This is a genomic window from Pseudoxanthomonas kaohsiungensis (genome assembly GCF_010211765.1).
GTDB classification, from domain to species: domain Bacteria; phylum Pseudomonadota; class Gammaproteobacteria; order Xanthomonadales; family Xanthomonadaceae; genus Pseudoxanthomonas; species Pseudoxanthomonas kaohsiungensis.
In genome coordinates this window covers 1-26300 of the sequence record NZ_PDWO01000012.1, presented here as the reverse complement: position 1 = coordinate 26300, position 26300 = coordinate 1, and the positions used below count along the sequence as shown (strand labels likewise).

Below are 26300 nucleotides of genomic sequence, written 5' to 3'. Positions count from 1 at the left end.
CGAGGAAAGCGATGACTGTCGAGACGATCAACCCCGCGACCGGGCAGGTCGAGTACCGCCATGAACTGATGACGCCGGCGCAGGTCGAGGCCGTGCTGGCCGCGGCGCGGGCGGCGTTCCCGGGCTGGTCGCAGCGCAGCCTGGAGTCGCGCGGCGAGGTGCTGCGCGCGGTGGGCGCGGCCCTGCGCCGGCGCCGCGAAGACGTGCAGCGGACCATCACCGCCGAGATGGGCAAGCTGCGCAAGGAGGCGCTGGCCGAGGTCGACAAGTGCGCCGATGCCTGCGACTACTACGCCGGCCATGCGGCCGGCTACCTGGCCGACCAGGCGATCGCCACCGAGGGCCGCGCCAGCTACGTCCGCTACGAGCCGCTGGGCTGCGTGCTGGCGGTGATGCCCTGGAACTTCCCGTTCTGGCAGGTGTTCCGCTTCCTGGCGCCGGCGCTGATGGCCGGGAATGTCGCGGTGCTCAAGCACGCCAGCAACGTACCGCGCTGCGCCGACCTGATCGCGGGCGTACTGGACGAGGCGGGCGTGCCGGCCGGGGTGTTCGGCGTGCTGCACATCGACAACGAGCAGGCCGCCGCGGTCATCCGCGACCCGCGCGTGGCCGCGGTGACGCTCACCGGCAGCGAACGCGCCGGCCGCTCGGTCGCCGGCAACGCCGGCCAGCAGCTGAAGAAGTGCGTGATGGAACTGGGCGGCAGCGACGCCTTCGTCGTCCTCGACGACGCGGACCTGGACAAGGCCGTCGCCGGTGCGGTCGCCTCGCGCTTCGGCAATGCCGGGCAGACCTGCATCGCGGCCAAGCGCTTCATCGTGGTCGAGGCGATCGCCGACGACTTCACTCGACGCTTCGTCGAGGCGGCGGGCGCGCTGCGACTGGGCGAACCCAACGGCGACTCGGCCACCCTGGCGCCGATGGCACGGCAGGACCTGCGCGACGAGCTGCACAAGCAGGTGCGCGAGAGCATCGCGCGCGGCGCAAAGCCGCTGCTGGGTTGCGAACCGGACGCCTCGCACGCCGGCTATCCGGCTTCGATCCTCGATGCGGTCGTGCCCGGCATGCCGGCCTACGAGGAGGAGCTGTTCGGCCCGGTGGCCAGCATCCTGCGGGTCAAGGACGAGGACGAGGCGGTGCGCGTGGCCAACGACACCACCTTCGGCCTGGGCGGGAGCGTGTGGACCGGCGATCCGGCGCGCGGCGAGCGCGTGGCACGCCAGCTGCAGGTCGGTGCGGCGTTCGTCAACGCGATCGTGCGCAGCGACGTGCGGCTGCCGTTCGGCGGGACCAAGCGTTCGGGATTCGGCCGCGAGCTGGCCGGGCACGGCATCCACGAGTTCATGAACATCAAGTCGGTCTACGTGGCCTGAGCCGGCCGCAGGCTGGCGGGACGGCCAAGGGGAGCAGGCGATGGGCGGCAGCCTCTGGAGCCGGTTCGGCTGGTACGCGATGGCGGTGCTGGCGCTGCTGGTGGCGGGCTACGCGTTCGCCATGGCGTTGGTGCCCGGATGGAGACACCCGCTGGTGCGCGAGATGTTCGCGCAGCGGCCGCTGGCGAGCTGGGGGCATTTCATCGGCGGCGGCACGGCGCTGGTCGCCGGCGCATTGCAGCTGCATACGCACCTGCGCAACCGCTGGCTCGCGCTGCACCGGTGGCTGGGCCGGCTCTACGTGCTGGCCGTGGCGGCCGGCGGCATGGCCGCGCTGGTGCTGGCCCCGCACGCCTCGACCGGCCGCGTGGCGGCCGCCGGGTTCGCGCTGCTGGGGGCGTGCTGGCTGGCGTCCACCGCGCTGGCGGTACTCGCGATCCGCCGCCGGCGGCTGGCCGCGCACCGCGACTGGATGGTGCGCAGCTATGCATTGACCCTGGCGGCGGTCACGCTGCGCTTCTACCTTCCGGCCAGCCAGTTCGCCGGCATCCCGTTCACCGTGGCCTATCCGGCCATCGCCTGGCTGTGCTGGGTGCCCAACCTGCTGCTGGCGCAGGCCTTCCTGCGCTCGCGGCGCGCGCGCGAGCTGCTGGCGGCCAGCGCGGTGCCGGCGTACTGGCGGCAGGAACGGTCGCGCCCGCCTGCCTGAGCGCGCGCCGCGGAGTCGCCGCGACCACGGCCATGGAACAGACGGTTACGCCGCCCGCGATTCCGTTGCGGCACCGCAGGCATCATCTTGCGTGCTACCGGAAATGGAGAACGTCCCATGAGCGCTTCGATCGAATCCGCCCCTGCCCATGTCATCCGCATGGTGCGCGGCCAGGCCACCTCCGACGGCGCCGGGGTCAGGCTGACCCGCGTGATCGGCGGGCCGGCGCTGCCCGAGCTGGACCCGTTCCTGCTGCTGGACGAGTTCGGCACCGACAAGGCCGAGGACTACATCGCCGGTTTCCCGAGCCATCCGCACCGGGGCTTCGAGACGGTGACCTACATGCTCGACGGGCGCATGCGGCACAAGGACAACCACGGCAACGAGGGCCTGTTGACCCCAGGCAGCGTGCAGTGGATGACCGCCGGCCGCGGCCTGGTGCATTCGGAGATGCCGGAACAGGAATCGGGCCGCATGCGCGGGTTCCAGCTGTGGGTGAACCTGCCGGCGCGCGAGAAGATGACCGATCCGCGCTACCAGGAATTCGCCCCCGAGCGGATCCCGGTGGTGCGCCCGGCCGACGGGGTCGAGGTGAAGGTGATCGCCGGACGCGTGGGCGACACGGTCGGGCCGATCGTGCAGCCGGCCACCGACCCGCTGTACCTGGACATCGCACTGGAGCCGGGCGTGGCCTGGGAGTACGCGCTGCCCGAGGGCCACAACGCGTTCGCCTATGTGTTCGAGGGCGCGGCAACGGTGGGCGACGGCGATGGGGCCCGTCCCCTGGAGACCCACGCGATGGGCGTGCTGGGCGGCGGCAGCAGGCTGGCGTTGCGCGCAGGCAGCCAGGGCGCGCGCCTGATCCTGGTGGCCGGCATCCCGCTGCGCGAGCCGGTCGCGCGGCACGGGCCGTTCGTGATGAACACCCGGCAGGAGCTGATGCAGGCCTTCGTCGATTTCCAGGAAGGCCGCTTCTGAGCGCAATGTCACGCGCCGGAACGGCGTGCGTCGCGCGCGTCGCGGGCCGGGCGATCGTCCGGCCCGGCGGCGATCAGTTCAGGGCGATGCCTTCGGCCAGCGAGAGCAACTGCCGCAGCTCGGCGTCGTTGGCGGCGTCCACCCACACCTGCGCGTAGCGGTCATCGCCCAGTTCGACGATGGTCACGCGCTTGCGTTCGCCGGTGGAGACGGCGATCTCCGGCTGGTACCAGTGCACCTCGTACGCGCCGATGGAACCTTCTTCCTCGCGGTTGCGGCGTTGCAGGTTGACCGTCGGCGAGGAGGTCAGCATGACCCCGATCACCTGCCGCTCGCCGTCCAGCGCACGGCACACGGTGAAGCCGTTGCCGGCCTGCTGCTGCCAGTGCAGGTTGGAGCCGGCGGGCAGGGCCGGGCAGATGGCGTCCTGCGCCGACGCCTGCGGTGTGGCCCACGCGATCGCGAGCAGGCCCAGAAGGTGGAACTTGTTCATGGCACTTCCCCCGGTCCGCGAAGCGGACCCTTGTCCCCGGATGGCGCGCGGGTGGCGTGGCCACCTGGCCCGGACGGATGCGGGGCCGGCGCGATCCCTCGCGCCCGCACGTTGCTTGCTCCCCTGGGCCGCCCGCCGATGGCGCCGGAACGGCCCCTCCCGTCCGAAAATACCCAGCGCTGCCGCGGGATGCAAACCCTGCGCTCAGAAACTGCGCTGGAAGTCGAACTCCTGCCGGCGTCCGTCGACCACCACCACGATGCGCGCGCGCAGCGTGTCGTGCGCGCCGACCCGGACCGTGCCGACGTGGTCGACGTACTCGCCGGTGGCGACCGGCCGCATGGCCACGGCCTGGCGCCGGCCGGCCAGGTCGACCACTTCGGCGCTGACCTCGCCGACGGCGCCGGTTTCGTCGCCGTCGGCGGTGGGGCGTCGCAGCGCCACCACCAGCAACGCGGTGCCGGCGTCGCGCTCGACCCCGTATTCGCGTGCCACCGCCTCGCCCAGCGCCAGCGTCGGCAACAGGTTGTAGCGGGCGCGCAGCGGCCCCTCGAGCTCGGTCGTGCTCGGGTGCGGAGGGACGAAACGGGCCGGTTCGGGCGCGGGGTTGCCGCAGCCGGCGAGGCCCAGCGCCAGGACCAGGGGCAGTAGCGTGCCGCGCCGCATGCCGCCGCTCATGCGTCGCCCGCCGCGGCCAGCGCGGCGCCGCGTTCGCGCGCGGCATGCACCGCCCGGGCCACCAGCGCCTCGAAGCCGCCGGACTGGAATGCTTCGATCGCCGCCTGGGTGGTGCCGCCGGGGGACGTGACCCGGCGCCGCAGTTCGGCAGGCGCCTCGCCGGCCTCGGCAAGCATGCGGCCGGCGCCGAGCAGGGTCTGCACCACCAGGGTGCGCGCATCGGCCGCGGGCAGGCCCTCGGCGACGGCGGCCGCTTCCAGGGCTTCGGCCAGCAGGAACACGTAGGCCGGCCCGCTGCCGGAGACCGCGGTCACCGCATCGATCAGCGGTTCGGCGTCGATCCAGACCGTCGCACCGGCGCTGGACAGCAGCTCGTCCGCACGCGAGCGCTGCGATGCATCGACGCCTTCGCCCGCGTACAGGCCGGTGACCCCGGCGCCGAGCAGGGCGGGCGTGTTCGGCATGCAGCGCACCACCGGCAGGCCGCCACCGAGCCAATGCTGCAGGCGCGCCACCGGAATGCCGGCGGCGATCGATACGACCAGGGGGCGCTGCGCCTGCGCGGCCGCGGCCAGCGGTTCGCACGCCGCGCGCATCATCTGCGGCTTCACCGCCAGCAGCCACAGGCCGGCACCGGCCACCGCATCCTCGCCGCGCTCGAACGCCTGTACGCCGAAGTCCGCGACCAGCGCCTCGCGCAACGCGGCGACCGGCTCGGCGACGCGGATCGTGCGGGTATCGCCCCCGCGCCGGGCCAGCCCGCCGATCAGGCTCCGTGCCATGTTGCCGCCGCCGATGAAGGCCAGGGAGTCGGACGCGGGGAGGGGGGCGGTCATCGGAAATCCGGGTTCGGGAGGGTAAGGAAGGCGGCTCAGTGCGGGCGCGGGCCGAACAGCGCGGTGCCGATCCGCACCATGGTCGCGCCTTCGGCGATCGCGACCGGGAAATCGTCGCTCATGCCCATCGACAGGGTATCGACCCCGGGGTGGCGCGCGGCCAGGTCGGCGAACAGGGCGCGGATCCGGGCGAAGGCCGGCCGCCGCGCTTCCAGGTCGGCGTGCGGCACCGGGATCGACATCAGTCCGCGCAGCGCCAGGCGCGGCTCGGCGGCGACGCGTTCGGCCAGGCCGGCGATCGCCCCGGGTGGGCATCCGCCCTTGCCCGGTTCGCCCTCCACGTTCACCTGGATGAGGACGTTCAGCCGCGGCCGTTGCGGCGCCCGGTGGCGGGCGAGGGCGGCGATGACGCTGTCGCGGTCCACGCTCTGCACCCAGTCGAACACCTCGGCCGCGAGCGCGGCCTTGTTCGACTGCAGGTGGCCGATCAGGTGCCACTGCAGGCCCGGGTGGTCGGCCGCCAGCGCCGCGCGCTTGGCCGCGGCCTCCTGCACGTAGTTCTCGCCGAAGGCCTGCTGGCCGGCGGCGGCCAGCGCGGCCACCGCGTCGGCCGGCTGGGTCTTGGACACCGCGAGCAGGGCCGGGACTGGCCGCCCCGCCGCGTCGGCCGCGTTCTGGATGCGCTGCAGCACGGTTCGCAGGCGGTCGGCGGGCATGGACGGGCGGGCCATTGGCGGCAGCGGCGGGAGCGCTATACTGCCCCGCGGGGATGTATCGTTCCAGCCCGGGCGGAGCGCTCGGGCTATCGACTGATCTGTGGATCACGGGGGATCACGCGCATGGATATCGCCGAGCTGCTGGCCTTTTCGGTCAAGAACAAGGCTTCCGACCTGCACCTGTCGGCCGGCCTGCCGCCGATGATCCGGGTCGACGGCGACGTGCGGCGGATCAACATCCCCGCCCTGGACCACAAGCAGGTCCACGCGCTGGTCTACGACATCATGTCGGACAAGCAGCGGCGCGACTACGAGGAGTTCCTCGAGGTCGACTTCTCGTTCGAGATCCCCTCGCTGGCCCGCTTCCGCGTCAACGCGTTCAACCAGAACCGCGGCGCCGGCGCGGTGTTCCGCACCATTCCCTCCGACGTGCTGAGCCTGGAGGACCTGGGCTGCCCGCCGATCTTCCGCGAGCTGATCCAGCAGCCGCAGGGCCTGATCCTGGTCACCGGCCCGACCGGTTCGGGCAAGTCGACCACGCTGGCGGCGATGGTCGACCACATCAACAAGAACGAGTACGGGCACATCCTCACCGTCGAGGACCCGATCGAGTTCGTCCACACCTCGCAGAAGTGCCTGATCAACCAGCGCGAGGTGCACCGCGACACGCACGGCTTCAACGAGGCGCTGCGCTCGGCGCTGCGCGAGGACCCGGACTACATCCTGGTCGGCGAGTTGCGCGACCTGGAGACCATCCGCCTGGCGCTGACCGCCGCCGAGACCGGCCACCTGGTGTTCGGCACGCTGCACACCTCGTCGGCGGCCAAGACCATCGACCGCATCATCGACGTGTTCCCCGCCGGCGAGAAGCCGATGGTCCGCTCGATGCTGTCCGAATCGCTGCGCGCGGTGATCTCGCAGGCGCTGCTGAAGAAGGTCGGCGGCGGCCGCACCGCGGCCTGGGAAATCATGGTCGGCACCCCGGCCATCCGCAACCTGATCCGCGAGGACAAGGTCGCGCAGATGTACTCGTCGATCCAGACCGGCCAGCAGTACGGGATGATGACCCTCGACCAGCACCTGCAGGACCTGGTCAAGCGCGGCCAGATCACCCGCAACCAGGCCAAGGAATACGCCAAGGACAAGCGCCTGTTCGAGTAACAGGCCGTCGCACAGCGGGAACGCCGACCAGGCACCAGGACCAGGAGCACGCCATGAGCACCATCGACTTCACCTCGTTCCTCAAGCTGATGGCGCACCAGAAGGCGTCGGACCTGTTCATCACCGCCGGCATGCCGCCGTCGATGAAGCTGCACGGCAAGATCAGCCCGATCACGCAGACGCCGCTCACCCCGCAGCAGAGCCGCGACCTGGTGCTGAACGTGATGACGCCGGCGCAGCGCGAGGAGTTCGAGAAGACCCACGAATGCAACTTCGCGATCGGCGTGGCCGGCGTCGGCCGCTTCCGCGTCTCGTGCTTCTACCAGCGCAACCAGGTGGGCATGGTCCTGCGCCGGATCGAGACCAAGATCCCGACGGTCGAGGAACTCAACCTTCCGCCGATCATCAAGACGCTGGCGATGACCAAGCGCGGCATCATCCTGTTCGTGGGCGCCACCGGCACCGGCAAGTCGACGTCGCTGGCCTCCATGATCGGCTACCGCAACCAGAACTCGACCGGGCACATCATCACCATCGAGGACCCGATCGAGTTCGTGCACAAGCACGAGGGCTGCATCATCACCCAGCGCGAGGTCGGCATCGACACCGACAGCTGGGAGAACGCGCTGAAGAACACCCTGCGCCAGGCCCCTGACGTGATCATGATCGGCGAGGTGCGTACCCGCGAGGGCATGGACCATGCCATCGCCTTCGCCGAGACCGGCCACCTGGTGCTGTGCACGCTGCATGCGAACAACGCCAACCAGGCGATGGACCGCATCATCAACTTCTTCCCCGAGGACCGTCGCAGCCAGCTGCTGATGGACCTGTCGCTCAACCTCAAGGGCGTGGTCGCCCAGCAGCTGATCCCGACCCCGGACGGCAAGGGCCGCCGCGTGGCGATGGAGATCCTGCTGGGCACGCCGCTGGTGCAGGACTACATCCGCGACGGCGAGATCCACAAGCTCAAGGAAGTGATGAAGGAGTCCACCAACCTGGGCATGAAGACCTTCGACCAGAGCCTGTTCGAGCTGTACCAGGCCGGCGAGATCTCCTACGAGGACGCGCTGCGCTACGCCGACTCGCAGAACGAGGTGCGCCTGCGGATCAAGCTCTCCCAGGGCGGCGACGCGCGCACCCTGGCCCAGGGCCTGGACGGGGTCGAGATCGCCGAGGTGCGTTGAGGCATCCGTCGCGCGACCCCCAACGCCGCGAAGCCGCCTCCGGGCGGCTTCGTCGTTTCCGGCGCCCGTCCGATCGCCTGGCCGGTCATCCGACCCGGCCGGGGCCTGGGCGCCAATGCGCTCACGCGGGCGTGGGAAGCGCCTAGAATGGCGCACCCCACCGCGGCACCCTCCACGTGAACCCCACCGATCCGGACCTCCGGCCCGGGCAGGCTCCCCTGCCCGAAGACGGCGCCGTCGTCACCGCCGGCCCGCTGACCCCGCCCCCCGACTCGGCCGGCACCCCGGCCGACGACCGTGCGTACCACCACTCACTGGCCGAGGACGTGCAGGGCATGGTGCTGGCCACGCTGGTGGCGTCCCTCGGCCTGGCCGTCTTCGCCCAGGGCGGGCTCATGATCGGCGGCATGGCCGGCGTCTCCTTCCTGCTGCACTACGCGCTGGGTTGGAACTTCGGCCTGCTGTTCGTGCTGGTGAACCTGCCGTTCTACTGGATCGCGGTGCGGCGGATGGGCTGGGAGTTCACCCTGAAGACGTTCCTGGCCGTCGGCGCCTGCGGCCTGCTCAGCGACCTGCTGCCGCGCTGGGCCGGCTGGTCGCACATGACCGGGCTGTACTCGGCGCTGGTGGGCGGGGCGCTGTGCGGGCTGGGGGTGCTGTTCTTCATCCGGCACCGCGCCAGCCTCGGCGGCGTCGGCGTGCTGGCGGTGTACCTGCAGCGCGAGCGCGGGATCAGCGCCGGCAAGGTGCAGCTGGCATTCGATACGGTGCTGATGGTTGCGGCGTTCTTCGTGCTCTCGCCGGCCAAGGTGCTGTATTCGGCGGTCGGCGCGGTCGTACTGAGCCTGGTGCTGATGTTCAACCACCGCCCGCACCGCTACATGGGCGTGTGACCCGTAGAGCGGGGCTTGCCCCGCTGTACGTGCCTGATGGAGCGGGTCGGCGGGAGGCAGCGGGGCAAGCCCCGCTCTACGACATCCAGGGTGGCGCCAGTTGCGCGATCCTGGCGTACGCCGGGCAGTCCTTGCGGTGCGCGCCGGGCAGGTAGCCCAGGCTCATCAGGAACTCGCCGGTGATTTCACCGCCGGTGAAGCGGAAGGTCTTCCGGAACAGCTTGACCCATCCGGCCTTGTCCAGCGGATGGTGGGCGTCCAGCCACGCGGCGAACTCGCCATGGGAATCGCGCAGGCCGCGGATCACGCCCGCGTTGTGGATCGCCGCCTCGACCTTCAGCCGGTTGCGGATGATGCCCGGGTCGGCTAGCAGGCGCGCGCGATCGGCCTGGCCGTAGCCGGCCACCGCGTCCACGTCGAAGCCGTCGTAGGCGCGGCGGAAACCCTCGCGCTTCTTCAGCATCGTTTCCCAGCTCAGCCCGGCCTGGTTGATTTCCAGCAGCAGGCGCTCGAACAGCACCCGTTCCTCGCGTTGCGGGACGCCGTACTCGCTGTCGTGGTACGGGCCGTGCAGCGGATGGCCCGGGGCGGAATCGCAATAGCCCGACATGGCATGCTCGAAGGGGGTGGCCCCGCGATTATGCCAAGCCTCAGGCGGCGGCCGGCGCACCGGCGCTAGAATGGCGGCATGTCCCTCCCCGACGAAAACCTGTCCAACCAATTGCTGATCGCGCTGCCGGCGCTGTCCGACCCGAACTTCTCGCGTGCCGTGGCCCTGATCTGCCAGCACGACGAGCAGGGCGCGATGGGCGTGGTGGTCAACCGCCCCTCGGAATACACCCTGGGCCAGGTGCTCTCGCAGATGGGCATCGGCAGCGACGACGAGGCGCTGTGCGCACGCACGGTGCTGCATGGCGGCCCGGTGCACCAGGAGCGCGGCTTCGTCCTGCACGACGGCGGGCGCGAATGGGATTCGAGCCTGCAGGTCGCCGACGGCCTGTACCTGACCACTTCGCGCGACATCCTCGAGGCGATGGCGGCGGGCGAGGGTCCGGCCCATGCGGTCGTCGCCCTGGGCTGCGCCGGCTGGGGCGCCGGGCAGCTGGAGTACGAACTGGGCGAGAACACCTGGCTGACCGCGCCGGTGGACCCCGAACTGCTGTTCGAGCTGCCGCTGGAGCGCCGCTGGCAGACCGCCGCCGGGCGCATCGGCGTGGACCTGTTCATGCTGGCCGACTACAGCGGACATGCCTGAGCCTTCCGCGCCGGTGCCCGCGCATCCCGCGGCCGATGCGATCGTGCTCGGCTTCGATGTCGGCGCGCGCCGGATCGGCGTGGCCGTCGGCAGCGCGCTCGGTGGTGCGCGCGCGGTCGCGGTGGTCGACGTGCGCGAAGGTGGGCCGGACTGGACCTCGATCGAACGGCTGCACCGCGACTGGCGCCCGGCCGGCCTGGTGGTTGGCGATCCGATGACCCTGGACGGCGGCGACCAGCCGATCCGTCGTCGCGCGCGGGCCTTCGCCGGCGAGCTGAAGGCGCGCTTCCGCCTGCCGGTGGTGATGGTCGACGAACGCTCCAGCTCGGTGGAGGCGGCGCAGCGCTTCGCCCGCGACCGCGCCGCGGGCAATCGCCGCCGCCGCGATGCGGCCACCCTCGACGCCGCCGCGGCGGCGGTCATCGTCGAACGCTGGCTCGCTGCGCCCGAAGACGCCACGCCGCTCTAGCACGCTTCCGTCCACTCCCCGAGCACGCCACCCAATGACGCCCCAACTCGCCTCCGACGGCCGCCTCCGCCACCTGCTGACCCTGGAAGGCCTGCCGCGCAGCACCCTGCTGCAGCTGCTGGACCGTGCCGGCCAGATCCGCGATGCCGCGGTCGGACGGGTCGGCAAGCGCACGGTGCTGGCCGGCAGCGCGGTGTGCACGCTGTTCTTCGAGCCGTCCACGCGCACGCGCAGTTCGTTCCAGCTCGCCGCCCAGCGCCTGGGCGCGGACGTACTCAACTTCGACGCGTCGACCTCGTCCACCCGCAAGGGCGAGACCGCGCGCGACACGCTCAAGAACCTCGAGGCGATGGGCGTGCGCGGCTTCGTCATCCGCCACCCCGAAGACGGCGCGGTGCAGCGCCTGGCCGACGTGGCCGGCGAGGGTACGGCGCTGGTCAACGCCGGCGACGGCCGCAGCGCGCATCCGACCCAGGGCCTGCTCGACATGCTGACCCTGCGCCAGGCCAAGGGCAGCGATTTCTCAAAGCTGAAGGTGCTGATCGTCGGCGATGTCCGGCATTCGCGCGTGGCCCGTTCGGACCTGCAGGCGTTGCGTACCCTCGGCGCCGGCGAGATCCGCATCTGCGGCCCGCGGCCGCTGCTTCCGGACGAGGCGACCACGGGCGGCTGCGTGGTCGGCACCGATTTCGACGCGATGCTCGAAGGGGTCGACGCGGTGATGATGCTGCGCCTGCAGCGCGAGCGGATGGAGGAGGGCCTGGTGCCGTCGCTCGAGGAATACCACGACCACTATGGGCTGACCGTGGAGCGCCTGCGCCGCGCGGCGCCCGATGCGGCGGTGCTGCACCCGGGGCCGATCAACCGCGGCGTGGAGATCACCGACGAGGTCGCCGACGGCCCGCAGTCGTGGGTGCTGCGCCAGGTCGCCAACGGCGTGGCGGTGCGGATGGCGGTGCTGGAGCACCTGCTGGGTTGAGGTCGGGGTGACTTGGCGGACCGGTCGGGTTCGCCTCCGCCGCAACCTCCACCGCAACCGCAACAGAAAAAAGCGCGGGCCTCGGTGAGGGGGCAGCGCCCTGCCGCATCGGGGGTCACCGCTCAGGCCGGCATCCCTGCCTCACTTCGCGGCCGCGGCCATCCATGGCCGCTTGACCCCCAATGCGACAGGACGCCGCCCTCGGGCGCGTGCAGGTCGTTGCTTCGCTCGACGCAAGCGAAGCAGCGCAAGAGCAACGCCAAAGCGCCCGCGCCGCAGCAGGCCTGTCGGTCCAGCGTTTGATCCTGCAAGCGCCTGATCGAAGCCACGACCCCAAAACTTGCAGAGGCCGCCGTGTCCCGGGGCCATGGACCAAGTGGCACAGGGATGTGCCACGGCCCTTCGTAAAGACAGGATGTCGTCCCGAAGGGTGGGCCATGGCCCCGGGGCGCGGCGGCCCCTCCCGGAGCCGATGCACTTGCACTTGCGCTTGTGGTTGCGGTTGAGATTGCAGTTGCAGCCACATTTCCGTATGCCCCTTGCACGTGCACTGATGCGGTTATGTCTGCGAACAGGCCACGCATCGCCTGCGTGGCCGTCGCGTCCTCAGTCCGCCGCGATGGCCGCCGCGGCCGACGGTTCGGCCGACGTCACCTCGCGCGCCGACTCGACCAGCTCGACGAATTCCCGGCGCAGGCCCCAGCGGTCCCCGCCCAGCGTGGCGCGTGCGCTGGCGGCCACGTCGTCCCAGTCCCAGCCTTCCACGTTCGTGCCGCCGCGCAGCAGGTCGGCGTACGCGGCGACCGCCGCGGCGAAGCGCAGCGAGGCGCCCGGTTCTGGCTGCAGCGACGAGCGCAGCACCGGCGTCTCGATCAGGCGACTGCGCTCCTGGCCCGGCAGCTTGTAGCGCAGGCGCAGGTGGGCCAGTTCGCCGTCGCGCGCGGAGCTGCCCTGCGCGGCGGCGGCGTAGCGCAACGGCGGCAGCCGTTCCCCGCCGGAGCCGGCCAGCGCGATCTCGTACAGCGCCGTCACCTCGTGGCCGGCGCCGATGTCGCCGGCATCGACCCGGTCGTTGGCGAAGTCTTCCCGCGCCAGCATCCGGTTTTCGTAGCCGATCAGCCGGTATTCGGCCACCTGCGCCGGGTTGAACTCGATCTGCACCTTCACGTCGTTGGCGATCGTCAGCAGCGTGGCCTGCATCTGTTCGACCAGCACCTTGCGCGCTTCCTCCGGCGTGTCGATGTAGGCGTGGTTGCCATCGCCGGCGTCGGCCAGGCGCTCGGCCATCGCGTCGTTGTAGTTGCCCTGGCCGAAGCCGAGCGTGGACAGCGCGATCCCGGACCGGCGCTGGTCGGCGACCAGCGTTTCCAGTGCGCCACGGTCCACGGTGCCGACGTTGAAGTCGCCGTCGGTGGCCAGCAGGATCCGGTTGACGCCGCCGTCGACGAAGGCCTGCCGCGCCGTCGCGTAGGCCAGGGCGATGCCGTCGCCGCCATTGGTGCTGCCGCCGGCCTGCAGGCGCTCGAGCGCGGCGAGGATCTCGTCGTGGCGATCGCCCGGGGTCGGCGGCAGCACCAGGCCGGCCGAGCCGGCATAGACCACGATCGACACCCGGTCCTGCGCCCGCAGCTGCGGCACCAGCTGGGCGAACGCCTGCTTGAGCAGCGGCAGCTTGTCGGGCGATTCCATCGAGCCGGAGGTGTCGACCAGGAAGACCAGGCTGGCCGGCGGCAGCGTGGCCTTGGGCACGTCGTAGCCCTTGATCCCGACCATCAGCAGCTGCCGCTTGGGGTTCCATGGCGAGGGCGCCAGTTCGGTGGTCACCCGGAACGGCACCTCGCGCGACGCCGGCACAGGATGGCCGTAGCTGAAGTAGTTGAGGAACTCCTCCACGCGCACCGCGTCGGCCGGCGGGCGCATGCCCTCGCGCAGCATCCGCCGCACGTTGGCGTAACTGCCGGTGTCCACGTCGATGGAGAACGTCGAAACCGGCTGCTCGCTGGCGCGCTGCACCGGGTTGTCGTCGCGATTCTCGTACCGCTCGGTGTTGGCGGGTTCCGTTGCCGCGAACGGCATGTGCACGGCGGTGGCCGGAGCGGCCGCGACGAACGCGCGCTGCATGGCGGCATCGGCCACGGGCGGCGGGGAAGGCGCCGCGGCGTGGACGACGGCGCGCGCGGCTTCCTTCTCCTGCGCATGGCGCGCACGTGCCCTGGATTCGGTGATCGCGTGCGCCTGCGCGGGCGGGATCGCGGCGGCGCCGGCCGGCGCGATCGCCGGGGCGGCGGATGCCGCGGCATCGGTGCCGCCCGACGGTGCGGTCGAGCGGCAGCCGGCCAAGGTCGCTGCCAGGGCCAGCATCAGCAGGACGGCGCCCTGGCGGGCCGGGTGGAGGGGCGTTGCGGTACGGCGCATGGCGGACTCCCGTGGGTTGGACGGGAGTTGCAAACGCGCCGGGCTGGAAAACGGGGTTGGGCGTGATCGTCGGACGCCCCCCAGTTGCGGTTGCATCCTTCACGGGCCGCCGTGCCTGCGATCGTGGCCGCCAGGGTGCCGGCCGCTTTCCCCGCCTCAGAGCACCATCGGCTGGAAATCGATGCCCAGGCCGGGCATGCCGTCTTTCTCCGACAGCAGGTCCGCGCGCAGCAGTGGCCGGCTGTCGATCCAGTGGCGGTCCAGCACCAGGGTCAGCCGGTCGCCCTGGGCGGCCAGCTCAAGGGTCGGGATCTGGTCGCCGTCGTGGGCACGGTGCAGCAGTACCGCCAGCCGCAGCAGCGCGGCCTTGCGCCTGGCCGACAGCAGCAGGCGGTCGGGCAGGGCGTCGAAGGCGGTCTTGGGAACGCCGCGGCGGTGGGTGCGCACCAGCGCGGCCAGCACCTGCTGTTCCTGCCGCGAGAAGCCGGCGATGTCCGAATGCTCGAGCACGTAGGCGCCATGCACGTGGTACTGGCTGTGCGCCACGGCCAGGCCCAGCTCGTGCACGCGCGCGGCCCAGCCGAGCATGCGCGCATCGTCGTCCTCCAGCGCCCAGTCGTCGGCCACCTGTTCGAACAGGCGCATCACCGTGCCTTCCACGCGCGCGGCCTGGGTCTCGTCGATGCCGTAGCGCTGGATCAGCGCCTGCACAGAGGCATCACGCGGGTCGTCGGCGCCGCCGCGGCCGAGCATGTCGTAGAGGATGCCCTCGCGCATGGCCGCCTTGCTCACCAGCAGCTTCTGCAGCCCCAGCGCCTGGAAAGCCGCCTCCAGCACCAGCACGCCGCCGGCGATGATCGGGCGGCGCTCGCCGGACAGGCCGGGCAGGTCGATCTGGTCGATGCTGTCGGCCTGCAGCAGCCGCTCGCGCACCTGCGGCAGCGCCTCGGCGGTGATCGCGCCCTTGGTCAGCTTCATCGCCGCGCAGATCTCGCCGATCGACTTGTGGGTGCCGGACGAGCCCAGCGCCTCCTGCCAGCCCAGCGCGCGGTACAGGCCCGCGAACTGCTGGAACTCGGCGCTGATCTCGGTCAACGCCGCATTCCACTTCTTCTTGGACAGGCGGCCGTTGGGGAAGAACCGGCGCGTGCTGGCGATGCAGCCCGCCTGCAGGCTCTCGCGTTCGATGGGATCGAATCCGCTGCCGATGATGAATTCGGTCGAACCGCCGCCGATGTCGATGACCAGGCGCCGCTGCCCGGGCTTGGGCGGCTGCGCATGGGCCACGCCAAGGTAGATCAGGCGCGCCTCCTCGCGGCCGGACACCACCTCGATCGGATAGCCCAGCACGGCTTCGGCCGGGCCCAGGAACGCCTGCGGATCGTGCAGCTGGCGCACCGTGTTGGTGGCCAGCGCGCGCACGTGCAGTCGCGGCACCCCCCGCAGGCGCTGGCCGAAGCGCGCCAGGCAGTCCAGCGCGCGCTGCCGCGCCGGCGCCGACAGGCCGCCCTTGCCGTCCAGCCCGTCGGCCATGCGCACCGTCTCGCGGAGGCGGTCGACCACGCGCAGCTGGCCCAGCATGTGCTGGGCCAGGACCATGTGGAAACTGTTGGACCCCAGGTCGATCGCGGCGAGCGCGTCGCCGTCCTGGACCTGGGGACGGGAAGCGGCGCGGGACTGTGCGGAGCTCGGCATGGCGCGAATCTTAGCGGATGGCCGCACCCTCCCGCTGCGGCCGCCCTAGAGTGCCTCGAGCAGCGCCTGTTGAGCCGAGTACGGCGCCTGGCCCTCGCCGGGGGCGCACTTGCGGTACCGCCCGTCGGCGCCCAGCTCCCATGCATTGAGGTTGTCGGCGAGGTAGTTCTGCAGCGCCTCGCGCTGGACCCGCTCTGCCAACCGCGGATCCAGGATCGGGAAGCAGGTCTCCACCCGCCGCAGCAGGTTGCGTTCGAGCCAGTCGGCGCTGGCGCAGTACAGTTCCGGCTTGCCGTCGTTGCCGAACCAGTAGACCCGGCTGTGCTCGAGGAAGCGGCCGACGATCGAGCGCACGCGGATGTTCTCCGACACGCCGGGGACGCCCGGGCGCAGGGTGCAGGCGCCGCGCACGATCAGGTCGATCGACACGCCGGCCTGCGATGCCGCGTACAGGGCGCGGATGACCTGCGGTTCGTTGAGCGCGTTCATCTTGGCGAGGATCCGGCCCGGGCGGCCGCTGGCGGCCAGCCGGGTCTCGCGCTCGATCCGCGCGAGGATCCCGCTGTGCAGGGTGAACGGCGACTGCAGCAGCCGCTTGAGCCGGATCGACGGCGCCAGCCCGGACAACTGCTGGAACAGCAGGTGCACGTCGTTGCCGATCTCCGGATCGGCGGTCAGCAGGCCCAGGTCGGTGTAGGCGCGCGAGGTGCCCGAGTGGTAGTTGCCGGTGCCCAGGTGCGTGTAGCGGCGCAGGCGGCGGCCTTCGCGGCGCACGATCAGCAGCATCTTGGCGTGGGTCTTGAACCCGACAACGCCGTACACCACCTGCACGCCGGCCTCCTGCAGGCGGTCGGCGACGCCCAGGTTGGCATCCTCGTCGAAGCGCGCCCGCAGCTCGACCACCACGGTCACGTCCTTGCCGTTGCGCGCCGCCTGCACCAGCGCGTCGACGATCGCCGAATCCTTGCCGGTGCGGTACAGGGTCTGCTTGATCGCCAGCACGTCGGGGTCCGACGCGGCCTGGGTCAGCATCTCCAGCACGCCGGAGAACGAGTCGAACGGGTGGTGCAGCAGCACGTCGCCGCGGGCGACGGTCTTGAACACGTTCTCGTCCTCCAGCCGGTTGCGCGGCGAGAACGGCGGGAATTTCAGCTCCGGGCGCTGCACCAGGTCGTGGACCTGGATCACCCGGTTGAGGTTGACCGGGCCATCGATGTAGTAGACCGCGTTCTCGCCCAGCTCGAAGTTCTGCAGCAGGGTCCGCACGATCGGCTTGGGGCAGTCGTGGGCGATCTCCAGGCGCACCGCGGGCCGGTAGCCGCGGCCGACCAGCTCGCTGCGCAGCGCCGAGGCCAGGTTGTCGACCTCGTCCTCGTCGACCACCAGCTCGGAGTTGCGGGTGACGCGGAACTGGTAGGCGCCGCGCACGGTCATGCCCGGGAACAGCTCGTCCACGAACGCGGCCAGCATCGAGGACAGCAGCACGAACGCCTGCTTGCCCTTGCCGGCCAGGCTCGGCGGCAGCTCGACGATGCGGCTGAGCGAGCGCGGCGCACGCACGATGGCCAGGTGGCTGGGACGGCCGAACGCATCCATCCCTTCCAGCACCACCACCACGTTGAGCGACTTGTTGAGGATGCGCGGGAACGGATGCGACGGATCCAGCCCCAGCGGCGACAGCACCGGCATCACCTTGTTGCGGAAGTAGGCGCGCAGCCAGCGGCGCTGGCGCGCGTTCCAGCTCTTCCGGCCGAGCACGCCCACGCCGGCATCGGCCAGGGCCGGCCGGATCACCTCGTTCCAGCAGCGGTACTGCGCGTCGACCAGTTCGGCGGCGCGGTCGTGGATCAGGTCCAGCAGCTGCGCCGGCGCGAGGCCGTCGGACTGCGCCGGCAGGCCCAGGTCGAGCGCGTGGCGCACGGTCGCCGCGCGGATCTCGAAGAACTCGTCCAGGTTGGTGCACGAAATGCAGAGGAAACGCAGCCGCTCCAGCAGCGGCACCTGCGGGTCCTGCGCCTGGGCCAGGACGCGGAAATTGAAATCCAGCTGCGACAGCTCCCGGTTGAGGTACAGCGCCGGGTCGCGCAGCGCGTCGGCGCCGGCGTCGTCGTCGTGCGCGGCATGCGGGGGGAGTAGTGGTCGGTCGTTGTCCATGCGTGCGGGTAGCGTAGCGGCTCAGCAGGTGGGTTGCCCGGCGGCGGGCAGGGCAAGGGGGTCTTCCTGGCGCGGCTGCACCCGGTCCGGGCCGAAATGGCAGGCGAAGACACTGCCGGTGCCCACTTCGCTCTCGATCGACAGGCGGGCCTGGTGCAGGCCCAGCACGTGCTTGACGATCGACAGGCCCAGGCCAGTGCCGCCGCTTTCGCGCGAGCGGCTGCTGGAGACCCGGTAGAAGCGTTCGGTCAGGCGCGGGATGTGCGCCTCGGGAATGCCGTAACCGGTGTCGCGCACCGACAGCACCGCGCCGCCCTCGGGCGTGCGCGCGAAGTCCACCCGCACCCGCCCGCCGGCCGGGGTGTAGCGGATCGCGTTGGTCACCAGGTTGGAGAACGCGCTGTGCAGTTCCTGGGTGGAACCGAGCAGGTCGCAACCGGCCTGGTCGTGGACCTCGATGGCGTGCCGGCCCTGGCTGTAGGCCTCGGCCTCGCGACGCAGGGTGGCCAGCATCGGCGCCATCGCCACGTTTTCCTCGGGCAGGCTGTCGCGCGCTTCCAGCCGCGAAAGGGCCAGCAGGTCCTCGACCAGGCGGGTCATCCGCTGCGACTGCTTCTGCATTTCCGCCAGCATCGGCTGCCACGGCGGGTAGTCGGCCGGGTCGAGCATGTCCAGGTAGCCGTGGACGACGGTCAGCGGCGTGCGCAGCTCGTGGGAGACATTGGCGACGAAGTCCCGGCGCATCTGTTCCAGCCGCAGCAGCTTGCTGACGTCGCGCGCCACCAGCAGCCAGTAATCCTCCGAATAGGGGATCAGGCGCAGGTTGAGCCGCATCCGCTCGTCCACCGGGGACGGCGCGTCGAGCATGGGCTCGGCATTGCGGCCGGCGGCCAGCCAGCGCGCCAGGGGCAACGGCTGCAGGCGTTCGACCACCGGGGCGCCGAGGTCGCGCGGATGGTGCAGGCCGAGCAGGTCGGTGGCCGCGCGGTTGAACCAGATCGTGCGCTGGGTGTTGCGCTCGACCACCACCACCGCATCGGGCAGCGCGGCGGCGGCGGCGCGGTAGGCGCGCAGCATGTCCAGCAGGCGGCGCTTGCGCGCGCGCATCTCGACCTGGCTGCGGTGGAGCAGGTGGTCCAGTTCGTTCCAGGCACCGGTGCCGCGGGCCGGTTCCCAGCGCCGCCGCGCGGTCAGGCCAAGCAGCACCCGGCGCAGCCGCCAGTAGTGCCACACCAGCACGCCCAGGGCGGTGATCGCCAGCACCCAGCCCACCTGTCCCACCGCCAGGCCGAGCAGCGCGGCCGCGCAGAGCAGCGCGGCCAGCACCGCCAGCGTGCGCCGCCACGCCGCGCGCAGGTCCGGCGGCATCCGATCGGTGCTGGTGGGCGTGTCCCGGTTGCGCGAGGGTGGCGTGGCGAGGCGGTCGTTCATCCGGGGTCGGCGCGTCCTGCGTCGGTCAGGTGGCGGTGGAGAACCGGTAGCCGGCGCCGCGCACCGTCTGCACCATGTTCTCCACCCCGAACGGCTCCAGGGTCTTGCGCAGGCGGCGGATGTGCACGTCGATCGTGCGTTCCTCCACGTACACGCTGCCGCCCCAGACGTGGTCGAGCAGCTGGGCGCGGCTGTAGACACGCTCGGGATGGGTCATGAAGAAGTGCAGCAGGCGGTACTCGGTCGGGCCGATCGGCACGGCCGCCTCGCCGGCGAACACGCGGTGCGCGGCACCGTCGATGCGCAGCGCGCCGACCGCCACGCTGCCGTCCTCGTCGTCCTCGCGCGTGCGGCGCATCACCGCGCGGATCCGCGCCAGCAGTTCGCGCGCGGAGAACGGCTTGACCACGTAGTCGTCCACGCCGGCCTCGAGGCCGCCGACGCGGTCGTTCTCCTCGCCGCGGGCGGTGAGCATGATGATCGGCACCTCGCGGGTGAGCGCCTCGCGGCGCCAGCGCCGGGCCAGGTCCAGGCCGCTGGTGCCCGGCAGCATCCAGTCCAGCAGGATCAGGTCGGGGACGCGGTCGGCGATGGCCGCCTGCGCCTCGCGCGCGTCGCCGGCATGGACCGGCGCGTAGTCGCCCTTGCGCAGGGCGAAGGCGACCATGTCCCGGATCGCGGGCTCGTCATCGACTATCAGGATCTGCTTCTGCACGGTATTCCCGACAGATGGGGGCGACGGCGGGATTAGACTACCGTCCGATGACCGAATTGTGACACTGGCAGCGGGCTGGAGCCGCCGCCACGTCAGCGCCGCTCCATGTCCGGGTCGCGGATGCCCTGCTGGCGGAGTTCCAGCACGGTCGGGGTGATGGCGGCGATGCGGGCGTCGACCCGGGACCGGGTCACGTAGTCCAGGTCGCCGCGCTTCTTGAGCGTCTCCAGCTGGATCAGCGCCTGTTCCGGACGACCATTCAGGAATGCGGCCTCGGCATACGCTTCGGCGGCGCGGCTGGTATCGCCGGCCAGTTCGCTGGCGCGGGCGAAGGTCTGCTGGAACACCGGGTCGGCGCCAGCGCGGGCCAGCAGCGGGCGCAGGACTTCCTGGGCACGGCGGCCGGCCTCGCTGCCGCCCTGTTCGACCAGGACGCGGGCATAGCTCAGCGCCACCGGGCGGTTGCCGGGCATCCGCCGCAGCAGTTCGTCGAAGCGCTGGTTGGCCTGGGCGGCGCGGCCCGAGCGCGATTCGGCCTCGCCCAGCGCCAGCGCCACCCACAGGCTGTCCGGATGCCGCTCGAGCAGCGCGGACAGCTCGGCCGCCGCCGCCGCCGGCTGCCGTGCCAGCCGTGCCACCGCCAGCCCGTAGCGCTGCGGGTCGGTCAGGCCGTCCGGGCTGGAGCGCCGCAGCGATTCGTACTCGCGGATGGCGGCGTCGGGGGTGTTGGCGGTGAGTGCCCGCAGCCGCTCCTGCGCCCAGGCGAACTGGCTCCCGGCGGCCTCGGCCACGGGATCGAACGGGTCGAAGCGGAAGCCGGAAGGCAGCAACGGATTGACGGTGGCGGAAGGCGGCGCCTGGACCTTGCGCGGATCCATCCGTTCCACCCGTTCGCCACCGCCCGGCACCGAGGTGGTGGCGGTGACCATGCCGCGCTTGAGCTGCTCGGCGCGCTGCTTGGACTCGCTTACGCGCGTGGTGGTGACCGGGTGCGTGCGCAGGTAGTCGGGGACCGAGTACCCGCCGGAATTGCCGCGCATGGCGAACGACATGCGCTCGAAGAAGTCCGCCATCGCATCGACGTCGTAGCCGCTGCGGGAGAGAGTGCGGATGCCCAGCCGGTCGGCTTCCGATTCGTTGGAGCGGGTGTAGTTGATCTGGTTCTGCTGGATCAGCGCCATCGCGCTGGCGATGGCCGCCTCCGAGGCTTCGCCGGACGAACTGCCGCCGGCGGCCTGGGCGGCGACGATCGCCGCCAGCATGCCGAGCAGGATCGGGACCTGGTCGCGCTGCGCGCGCTCGACCCCGCGCAGCACGTGCTGCTGGGTGACGTGCGCCACTTCGTGGGCCAGCACCGCCGCGACCTCGTCCTCGCGCCGGGCGGTAAGCACCAGGCCGGCATTCATGCCGATGTAGCCGCCCAGGGTGGCGAAGGCGTTGATCTGCCGGTCCTTGAGCATGAAGAAGGTGTACGGCTGCTCGGGCCGGTCGCTGCTCGATCCCAGCCGGTTGCCCATCGACTGCAGCCAGTCGTCGAGCAGCGGATCCTCGAGCAGGTAGCCGTAGTTGCGCAGCTCGCGCAGCATCATCCCGCCGTACTCGGCCTGCTTGGCCGGGTTCAGCAGTTCGCCGGCGGAGGAGCCGATGTCCGGCAGGCGCGCGTCTTCCTGGGCCGGCGCACGCATCGGGGCCAGGGTCAGGGTCAGGGCGGCGGCCAGCAGCAGGTAGCGCAAAACAGGTTCTCCGGATCCGGAAGGAGGATGGGGGCGGCGGCGGCGGCAGGTGTGAATCGGCGGTTAACCCGCTGTGTTCCACTCGTGGAGGCTGCCTGCGACGGCGCCGCTACCATATTCGCTACAGACCCCATTCGTCCCGCGGAGTTTCCCGTGACTGCCCCTGCCCCCCCGATCACCCTCTATTCCACCGCCATCTGCCCGTACTGCGTGGCCGCCAAGAACTTCCTCAGGAGCCAGGGCCGGGAGTGGACCGAGGTCCGCATCGACCTGCACCCGGACCAGCGCGAGAAGATGGTGAACCTGGCGCGCCGCACCAGCGTGCCGCAGATCTTCGTCGGCGAGGTCCACGTCGGCGGCTACGACGACATGATGGCGCTGCATCGCGCCGGCCGGCTGCTGCCGCTGCTGGAAGGGCACGGACCGGACGGTCAGGCGGAGGGTTCGGCATGAGCGCCGGTAACGGGGACGACGGCCAGGACCGCGTGCGCGAATTCACCGAGTTCCGCCAGCGCATGAACCAGCGCATCCTGGCCGAACCCAACCAGGTGGTGCGTCGCTTCTTCGCCCTGGACACCCAGACCTACCAGGCCGGTGCCCTGGACGTGAAGACCAAGGAACTGCTGGGCCTGGTCGCCTCGCTGGTGCTGCGCTGCGACGACTGCATCAGCTACCACGTGGCCCAGTGCAAGGAGGCCGGGGTCAGTCGCGACGAGTTCTTCGAGACGTTCTCCGTCGGCCTGGTGGTCGGCGGCTCGATCGTGATCCCGCACCTGCGGCGGGCGGTGGATTTCCTCGACCGGCTCGAGGCCGGCGATGCCCAGGCCGCCGCGCCGGCCCACGACCACGGGTGAGGCGGGCGGGCCGGGCTGTCCCGCCGGGCCCTCCGAAGGTCGATCTTGGGGGATTCAGGGCGGATCGGGCATAATTTCAGCACAAACTTTCCCCTCCCCACGCGCCGCGCCCGCCACCGGGTCCGTGCGCCTGTTCCCGGAACACTTCCACCATGACCCAGAAGATCACGGTCATCCGCGGCGACGGCATCGGCCCGGAGATCATGGACGCGACCCTGCACGTGCTCGACCAGCTGGGCGCCGGCCTGGAATACGAATTCGCCGACGCCGGCGTGGTCGCCCTCGAGAAGCATGGCGACCTCATGCCGAAGGAGACCCTGGACTCCATCGCGCGCAACAAGGTTGCGCTGAAGAGCCCGCTCAGCACCCCGATCGGCGGCGGCTTCACCTCGATCAACGTCAGCCTGCGCCGGCATTTCGACCTTTACGCCAACGTGCGCCCGGCGATCTCGTTCCCCAACACCCGCTCGCGCTACGAGAACATCGACCTGGTCACGGTCCGCGAGAACACCGAGGGCGCCTACCTGGCCGAGGGCCAGGAAGTGTCGGCCGACGGCCAGACCGCGATCTCCTGCACCCGCATCACCCGCAAGGGTTCCGAGCGCATCGTGCGCTACGCCTTCGAACTGGCCCGCAGCACCGGCCGCAAGAAGGTCACCGCCGTGCACAAGGCCAACATCATCAAGTCGACCTCCGGCCTGTTCCTCAACGTGGCCCGCGAAGTGGCCGCGCAGTACCCGGACATCGAGTTCCAGGAAATGATCGTCGACAACGCCTGCATGCAGCTGGTGATGCGTCCGGAGCAGTTCGACGTGATCGTGACCACCAACCTGTTCGGCGACATCATTTCCGACCTGTGCGCGGGCCTGGTCGGCGGCCTCGGCCTGGCCCCGGGCGCCAACATCGGCGAGCACGCGGCGATCTTCGAGGCCGTCCACGGCACCGCGCCGGACATCGCCGGCAAGGGCGTGGCCAATCCCTGCGCGCTGCTGCTGGCGGCCGCGCAGATGCTCGACCACATCGGCCAGCCGCAGAATGCCGAGCGCCTGCGCAAGGCGATCGTCGCCACCATGGCGGCCAAGGACTCGCTGACCGGCGACCTGGGCGGCACTGGCACCACCATGGGCTTCGCCAAGGCGATCGCCAGCCGCCTCTGAGCCCCGCCGGCCAGGGCCGGACCGCCCGCGGCAACGCAACGACGGGACGCACAGCGTCCCGTTTTTGTTGGCGGGTGTGCCATCCGTGGTGTTGGCCGCCCGCGGGATGCGGCGCACACTCCGCACCCCGCATCCGCAGGCTCGCCCATGTCCGTCCGTCCCAGCGCGCTGGCGCTGGCCCCCCTGCTGTTGTTCCTGGCGCTGTTCTTCGGCGCCGGGCTGTACTACACCGCGCAGGGCGAGCCGATGGGCTTCTACCAGCTGCGCGCACCAGTGGCGATCCTGCCGGCCCTGGCGCTGGGCTTGTGGCTGGCGCGTCGACGCGGCGTGCCAGCGCAGCCCACGCTGCTGGCGGGCATGGGCGACGGCAACATCATGCTGATGTGCCTGGTCTTCCTGCTGGCCGGCGCATTCGCCATGGTCTCCAAGGGGATCGGCGCAGTCGACGCAGTGGTCGCCCTGGGCCTGGGTACGCTGCCGCCGGCCCTGGTCCTGCCCGGCCTGTTCCTGGTGGCCGCGTTCGTCTCCATCTCGATCGGCACCTCGATGGGCACCATCGCCGCCGTGGTCCCCATCGCGCTGGGGGTGGCCGACGCCTCCGGGCTCGACCGGGTGCTGGTGCTGGGCGCGGTGCTGGGCGGGGCGATGTTCGGCGACAACCTGTCGATCATCTCCGACACCACCATCGCCGCCACCCGCAGCCAGGGTGCGCAGATGCGCGACAAGTTCCGCGAGAACCTGAAGATCGCCGCGCCGGCGGCGATTGCCACCCTGGTGCTGCTGGCCGGACTGGGCGAGACCGCGCCCGCGCCGGAGGCGGCCGAGGTCTCGCCCTGGCTCGCGCTGTCGTACCTGCTCGTGCTGGCTCTGGCCGTGGCCGGGCTCGACGTGGTGCTGGTGCTCGGGATCGGCCTGGTGGTGGCCGGCGGCTTCGGCCTGGCGGTGGCGCCCGATTACGGCGCGGTGGAATTCGCCGGCGACATCTATGCCGGCTTCGAGAGCATGGTGGAGATCACCCTGCTGTCGATCCTGATCGGCGGCCTGGCGGCGCTGATCAGGGCCACCGGGGGCCTGGACTGGCTGGCGCAGAAGATCGCGAAGTTCGCGCGTGGCCACACCGGCCGGCGGTCGGGCGAACTCAGCATCGCCGCGCTGGCCGCCGGCACCGACGCGCTGACCGCCAACAACACCGTCGCGATACTGGTCAGCGGCAGCCTCGCCCGGGACATCGCGCAGCGTCACGGCATCAGCCCGCGACGGGCCGCCAGCATGCTCGACATCTTCGCCTGCGTGGTCCAGGGGGTGCTGCCGTATGGCGCGCAGATCCTGCTGGCGGCATCGCTGGCGGCGGTGTCGCCGCTGGCCTTGGCCGGCAGCGTGTATTACTGCTGGCTGCTCGCGCTGTCGGCCATCGTGTTCATGCTGTGGCCGGCGCGTAAGCCGGCCGCAGCGGTGGCGCCCGCGGTCGACTGAAGGGCGGCGGGGCCCGGAACGGAAACGGGGCGCCGTAGCGCCCCGTTTCCTGTACAGAGTCAGCGGCGGCTTACCGCGACTGCAGCTTCGACAGCAGGCGCAGGAACTCCAGGTACAGCCACACCAGGGTGACCATCAGGCCGAACGCGCCGTACCACTCCATGTACTTGGGCGCGCCCTTCTCGGTCGCGTTTTCGATGAAGTCGAAGTCCAGCACCAGGTTCAGCGCGGCGATCACCACCACGAACAGGCTGAAGCCGATGCCGACGATCCCGGACTCGTGGATCATCGGGATCTGCACGCCGAAGAAGCCCAGGACGATGCTCGCCAGGTAGACCAGGGCGATGCCGCCGGTCGCGGCGACCACGCCGAGCTTGAAGTTCTCGGTGGCCTTGATCAGGCCGCTGCGGTAGGCGAACAGCAACGCGAACAGCGTGCCGAAGGTCAGTAGCACCGCCTGCATCACGATGCCATTGAAGCGCGCCTCGTACATGGCCGAGATCGCGCCCAGGAAGAATCCCTGGGCGATCGCGTACAGCGGCGCGGTCACCGGGGCCCAGGTCTTCTTGAAGATGGTCGCCAGCGCGATCACGAAGCCGGACAGCGCGCCGCCCCACACGTACAGCCCGATCGACGGGTTGACCGCGCCGTCGGCGCCGAAGGTCTGGTGCCACGAGAAGGCGCCGGTGAGCACGACCAGCAGCAGCATCAGGCCGGTCTTGTTGACCGTGCCGTTGATGGTCATCGTCCCGGTGTCGCCGCCGGTGACCACCCGGCCGCTGCCGAGGTCGAGGAAGGTGGATTCCTGGAGGGCGGGATTGCCGCTGCGCATGGGTACGTGCTCCGTCTATGGATGGGGCCAAGGATACACGGCGGCGACACCGGGACGATGACCATCAACGGCACGGTCAACAAGACCGGCCTGATGCTGCTGCTGGTCGTGCTCACC

At 71.0% G+C, this 26300-nt stretch carries 25 protein-coding genes; 13 read left to right on the top strand and 12 right to left on the bottom strand.

Annotated features, from left to right (window positions below; genetic code table 11):
- Positions 1 to 11 precede the first annotated feature (11 nt).
- From CSC66_RS12650 to CSC66_RS12640, 3 genes are all read left to right on the top strand, one after another.
- Entirely contained in the window at positions 12 to 1373 is a 1362-nt protein-coding gene (locus CSC66_RS12650) for an NAD-dependent succinate-semialdehyde dehydrogenase (protein WP_162377757.1), read from the top strand.
- Between the two features lie 40 nt (positions 1374 to 1413).
- Positions 1414 to 2082 (top strand): DUF2306 domain-containing protein, encoded by a 669-nt coding sequence (locus CSC66_RS12645; protein WP_162377756.1) that lies wholly within the window; start codon positions 1414 to 1416, stop codon positions 2080 to 2082.
- Between the two features lie 117 nt (positions 2083 to 2199).
- Positions 2200 to 3060: a pirin family protein gene (locus tag CSC66_RS12640; RefSeq protein ID WP_162377755.1), complete on the top strand. Its 861-nt coding sequence runs from the start codon at positions 2200 to 2202 to the stop codon at positions 3058 to 3060.
- Positions 3061 to 3133: 73 nt separating this feature from the next.
- Here the strand turns inward: CSC66_RS12640 and CSC66_RS12635 are convergent, their stop codons facing one another.
- The 4 genes from CSC66_RS12635 to CSC66_RS12620 all read right to left on the bottom strand — a co-directional run bounded on the left by CSC66_RS12635 (position 3134) and on the right by CSC66_RS12620 (position 5783).
- On the bottom strand, positions 3134 to 3553 hold the full coding sequence (locus CSC66_RS12635; protein ID WP_162377754.1) for a hypothetical protein: 420 nt from the start codon (positions 3551 to 3553) through the stop codon (positions 3134 to 3136).
- 204 nt (positions 3554 to 3757) lie between these two features.
- The gene (locus tag CSC66_RS12630) at positions 3758 to 4231 is read right to left on the bottom strand and encodes a DUF4426 domain-containing protein (protein ID WP_162377753.1); all 474 of its coding nucleotides are present in this window, start codon (positions 4229 to 4231) and stop codon (positions 3758 to 3760) included.
- Entirely contained in the window at positions 4228 to 5067 is an 840-nt protein-coding gene (gene proC, locus CSC66_RS12625) for a pyrroline-5-carboxylate reductase (protein ID WP_162377752.1), read from the bottom strand. Before proC ends, CSC66_RS12630 begins: the two co-directional genes overlap by 4 nt.
- Positions 5068 to 5102: 35 nt before the next feature.
- Complete coding sequence (locus tag CSC66_RS12620) at positions 5103 to 5783, bottom strand: YggS family pyridoxal phosphate-dependent enzyme (RefSeq protein ID WP_162377751.1); 681 nt, start codon at positions 5781 to 5783, stop codon at positions 5103 to 5105.
- Positions 5784 to 5906: 123 nt separating this feature from the next.
- On the opposite strand from CSC66_RS12620, the gene CSC66_RS12615 reads away from it, so the two are divergent.
- The 3 genes from CSC66_RS12615 (at position 5907) to CSC66_RS12605 (ending at position 9021) form a co-directional block, all read left to right on the top strand.
- A complete protein-coding gene (locus CSC66_RS12615; RefSeq protein ID WP_162377750.1) occupies positions 5907 to 6944 on the top strand; it encodes a type IV pilus twitching motility protein PilT in 1038 nt (345 codons plus the stop codon).
- 53 nt (positions 6945 to 6997) lie between these two features.
- Positions 6998 to 8128, top strand: coding sequence for a PilT/PilU family type 4a pilus ATPase (locus tag CSC66_RS12610; protein ID WP_162377749.1), 1131 nt, complete (start codon positions 6998 to 7000; stop codon positions 8126 to 8128).
- 218 nt (positions 8129 to 8346) lie between these two features.
- Positions 8347 to 9021 carry a YitT family protein gene (locus tag CSC66_RS12605; protein WP_162377838.1) on the top strand — a complete coding sequence of 225 codons (675 nt, stop codon included), beginning with the start codon at positions 8347 to 8349 and terminating at the stop codon, positions 9019 to 9021.
- Positions 9022 to 9097: 76 nt separating this feature from the next.
- Here CSC66_RS12605 and CSC66_RS12600 read toward each other — a convergent pair whose 3' ends face one another.
- Complete coding sequence (locus tag CSC66_RS12600) at positions 9098 to 9631, bottom strand: DNA-3-methyladenine glycosylase I (protein ID WP_162377748.1); 534 nt, start codon at positions 9629 to 9631, stop codon at positions 9098 to 9100.
- A 78-nt stretch (positions 9632 to 9709) separates the two neighbouring features.
- Here CSC66_RS12600 and CSC66_RS12595 point away from each other — a divergent pair, with 78 nt between their 5' ends.
- Genes CSC66_RS12595 through CSC66_RS12585 form a run of 3 tightly spaced genes read left to right on the top strand, consistent with a single transcriptional unit; the run spans position 9710 to position 11724 of the window.
- Entirely contained in the window at positions 9710 to 10276 is a 567-nt protein-coding gene (locus CSC66_RS12595; RefSeq protein WP_162377747.1) for a YqgE/AlgH family protein, read from the top strand.
- The gene (gene ruvX, locus CSC66_RS12590; RefSeq protein WP_162377746.1) at positions 10269 to 10745 is read left to right on the top strand and encodes a Holliday junction resolvase RuvX; all 477 of its coding nucleotides are present in this window, start codon (positions 10269 to 10271) and stop codon (positions 10743 to 10745) included. Before CSC66_RS12595 ends, ruvX begins: the two co-directional genes overlap by 8 nt.
- A gap of 34 nt (positions 10746 to 10779) precedes the next feature.
- Entirely contained in the window at positions 10780 to 11724 is a 945-nt protein-coding gene (locus tag CSC66_RS12585; protein WP_162377745.1) for an aspartate carbamoyltransferase catalytic subunit, read from the top strand.
- Positions 11725 to 12330: 606 nt separating this feature from the next.
- On the opposite strand, the gene CSC66_RS12580 is transcribed toward CSC66_RS12585, so the two are convergent.
- From CSC66_RS12580 to CSC66_RS12555, 6 genes are all read right to left on the bottom strand, one after another.
- The gene (locus CSC66_RS12580; RefSeq protein WP_238394389.1) at positions 12331 to 14139 is read right to left on the bottom strand and encodes a vWA domain-containing protein; all 1809 of its coding nucleotides are present in this window, start codon (positions 14137 to 14139) and stop codon (positions 12331 to 12333) included.
- Positions 14140 to 14295: 156 nt separating this feature from the next.
- Entirely contained in the window at positions 14296 to 15834 is a 1539-nt protein-coding gene (ppx, locus tag CSC66_RS12575; RefSeq protein ID WP_162377744.1) for an exopolyphosphatase, read from the bottom strand.
- Positions 15835 to 15879: 45 nt separating this feature from the next.
- Positions 15880 to 17988 carry a polyphosphate kinase 1 gene (ppk1, locus tag CSC66_RS12570; protein ID WP_162377743.1) on the bottom strand — a complete coding sequence of 703 codons (2109 nt, stop codon included), beginning with the start codon at positions 17986 to 17988 and terminating at the stop codon, positions 15880 to 15882.
- A gap of 21 nt (positions 17989 to 18009) precedes the next feature.
- Entirely contained in the window at positions 18010 to 19356 is a 1347-nt protein-coding gene (phoR, locus tag CSC66_RS12565; RefSeq protein ID WP_162377836.1) for a phosphate regulon sensor histidine kinase PhoR, read from the bottom strand.
- A gap of 88 nt (positions 19357 to 19444) precedes the next feature.
- Positions 19445 to 20134, bottom strand: a complete 690-nt coding sequence (gene phoB, locus CSC66_RS12560; RefSeq protein WP_162377742.1) for a phosphate regulon transcriptional regulator PhoB — start codon at positions 20132 to 20134, stop codon at positions 19445 to 19447.
- Between the two features lie 92 nt (positions 20135 to 20226).
- Entirely contained in the window at positions 20227 to 21867 is a 1641-nt protein-coding gene (locus tag CSC66_RS12555; RefSeq protein WP_162377741.1) for a M48 family metalloprotease, read from the bottom strand.
- Between the two features lie 153 nt (positions 21868 to 22020).
- Here CSC66_RS12555 and grxC point away from each other — a divergent pair, with 153 nt between their 5' ends.
- From grxC to CSC66_RS12535, 4 genes are all read left to right on the top strand, one after another.
- A complete protein-coding gene (gene grxC / locus CSC66_RS12550; protein ID WP_238394388.1) occupies positions 22021 to 22320 on the top strand; it encodes a glutaredoxin 3 in 300 nt (99 codons plus the stop codon).
- Positions 22317 to 22721: a carboxymuconolactone decarboxylase family protein gene (locus CSC66_RS12545; RefSeq protein ID WP_162377739.1), complete on the top strand. Its 405-nt coding sequence runs from the start codon at positions 22317 to 22319 to the stop codon at positions 22719 to 22721. Before grxC ends, CSC66_RS12545 begins: the two co-directional genes overlap by 4 nt.
- Before the next feature lie 152 nt (positions 22722 to 22873).
- Positions 22874 to 23878 carry an isocitrate dehydrogenase gene (locus tag CSC66_RS12540; protein ID WP_162377738.1) on the top strand — a complete coding sequence of 335 codons (1005 nt, stop codon included), beginning with the start codon at positions 22874 to 22876 and terminating at the stop codon, positions 23876 to 23878.
- 147 nt (positions 23879 to 24025) lie between these two features.
- A complete protein-coding gene (locus tag CSC66_RS12535) occupies positions 24026 to 25351 on the top strand; it encodes a Na+/H+ antiporter NhaC family protein (protein ID WP_162377737.1) in 1326 nt (441 codons plus the stop codon).
- A 70-nt stretch (positions 25352 to 25421) separates the two neighbouring features.
- Here CSC66_RS12535 and CSC66_RS12530 read toward each other — a convergent pair whose 3' ends face one another.
- Positions 25422 to 26183 carry a Bax inhibitor-1/YccA family protein gene (locus CSC66_RS12530; protein WP_162377736.1) on the bottom strand — a complete coding sequence of 254 codons (762 nt, stop codon included), beginning with the start codon at positions 26181 to 26183 and terminating at the stop codon, positions 25422 to 25424.
- Positions 26184 to 26300: the final 117 nt, after the last annotated feature.

Bases quoted from the DNA above. Each gene is read 5' to 3' on its own strand.
- CSC66_RS12650 (WP_162377757.1), top strand. From the start codon at position 12: ATGACTGTCGAGACGATCAACCCCGCGACCGGGCAGGTCGAGTACCGC.
- CSC66_RS12645 (WP_162377756.1), top strand. From the start codon at position 1,414: ATGGGCGGCAGCCTCTGGAGCCGGTTCGGCTGGTACGCGATGGCGGTG.
- CSC66_RS12640 (WP_162377755.1), top strand. From the start codon at position 2,200: ATGAGCGCTTCGATCGAATCCGCCCCTGCCCATGTCATCCGCATGGTG.
- CSC66_RS12635 (WP_162377754.1), bottom strand. From the start codon at position 3,553: ATGAACAAGTTCCACCTTCTGGGCCTGCTCGCGATCGCGTGGGCCACA.
- CSC66_RS12630 (WP_162377753.1), bottom strand. From the start codon at position 4,231: ATGAGCGGCGGCATGCGGCGCGGCACGCTACTGCCCCTGGTCCTGGCG.
- proC (WP_162377752.1), bottom strand. From the start codon at position 5,067: ATGACCGCCCCCCTCCCCGCGTCCGACTCCCTGGCCTTCATCGGCGGC.
- CSC66_RS12620 (WP_162377751.1), bottom strand. From the start codon at position 5,783: ATGCCCGCCGACCGCCTGCGAACCGTGCTGCAGCGCATCCAGAACGCG.
- CSC66_RS12615 (WP_162377750.1), top strand. From the start codon at position 5,907: ATGGATATCGCCGAGCTGCTGGCCTTTTCGGTCAAGAACAAGGCTTCC.
- CSC66_RS12610 (WP_162377749.1), top strand. From the start codon at position 6,998: ATGAGCACCATCGACTTCACCTCGTTCCTCAAGCTGATGGCGCACCAG.
- CSC66_RS12600 (WP_162377748.1), bottom strand. From the start codon at position 9,631: ATGTCGGGCTATTGCGATTCCGCCCCGGGCCATCCGCTGCACGGCCCG.
- CSC66_RS12595 (WP_162377747.1), top strand. From the start codon at position 9,710: ATGTCCCTCCCCGACGAAAACCTGTCCAACCAATTGCTGATCGCGCTG.
- ruvX (WP_162377746.1), top strand. From the start codon at position 10,269: ATGCCTGAGCCTTCCGCGCCGGTGCCCGCGCATCCCGCGGCCGATGCG.
- CSC66_RS12585 (WP_162377745.1), top strand. From the start codon at position 10,780: ATGACGCCCCAACTCGCCTCCGACGGCCGCCTCCGCCACCTGCTGACC.
- CSC66_RS12580 (WP_238394389.1), bottom strand. From the start codon at position 14,139: ATGCGCCGTACCGCAACGCCCCTCCACCCGGCCCGCCAGGGCGCCGTC.
- ppx (WP_162377744.1), bottom strand. From the start codon at position 15,834: ATGCCGAGCTCCGCACAGTCCCGCGCCGCTTCCCGTCCCCAGGTCCAG.
- ppk1 (WP_162377743.1), bottom strand. From the start codon at position 17,988: ATGGACAACGACCGACCACTACTCCCCCCGCATGCCGCGCACGACGAC.
- phoR (WP_162377836.1), bottom strand. From the start codon at position 19,356: ATGCCGCCGGACCTGCGCGCGGCGTGGCGGCGCACGCTGGCGGTGCTG.
- CSC66_RS12545 (WP_162377739.1), top strand. From the start codon at position 22,317: ATGAGCGCCGGTAACGGGGACGACGGCCAGGACCGCGTGCGCGAATTC.
- CSC66_RS12540 (WP_162377738.1), top strand. From the start codon at position 22,874: ATGACCCAGAAGATCACGGTCATCCGCGGCGACGGCATCGGCCCGGAG.
- CSC66_RS12535 (WP_162377737.1), top strand. From the start codon at position 24,026: ATGTCCGTCCGTCCCAGCGCGCTGGCGCTGGCCCCCCTGCTGTTGTTC.
- CSC66_RS12530 (WP_162377736.1), bottom strand. From the start codon at position 26,183: ATGCGCAGCGGCAATCCCGCCCTCCAGGAATCCACCTTCCTCGACCTC.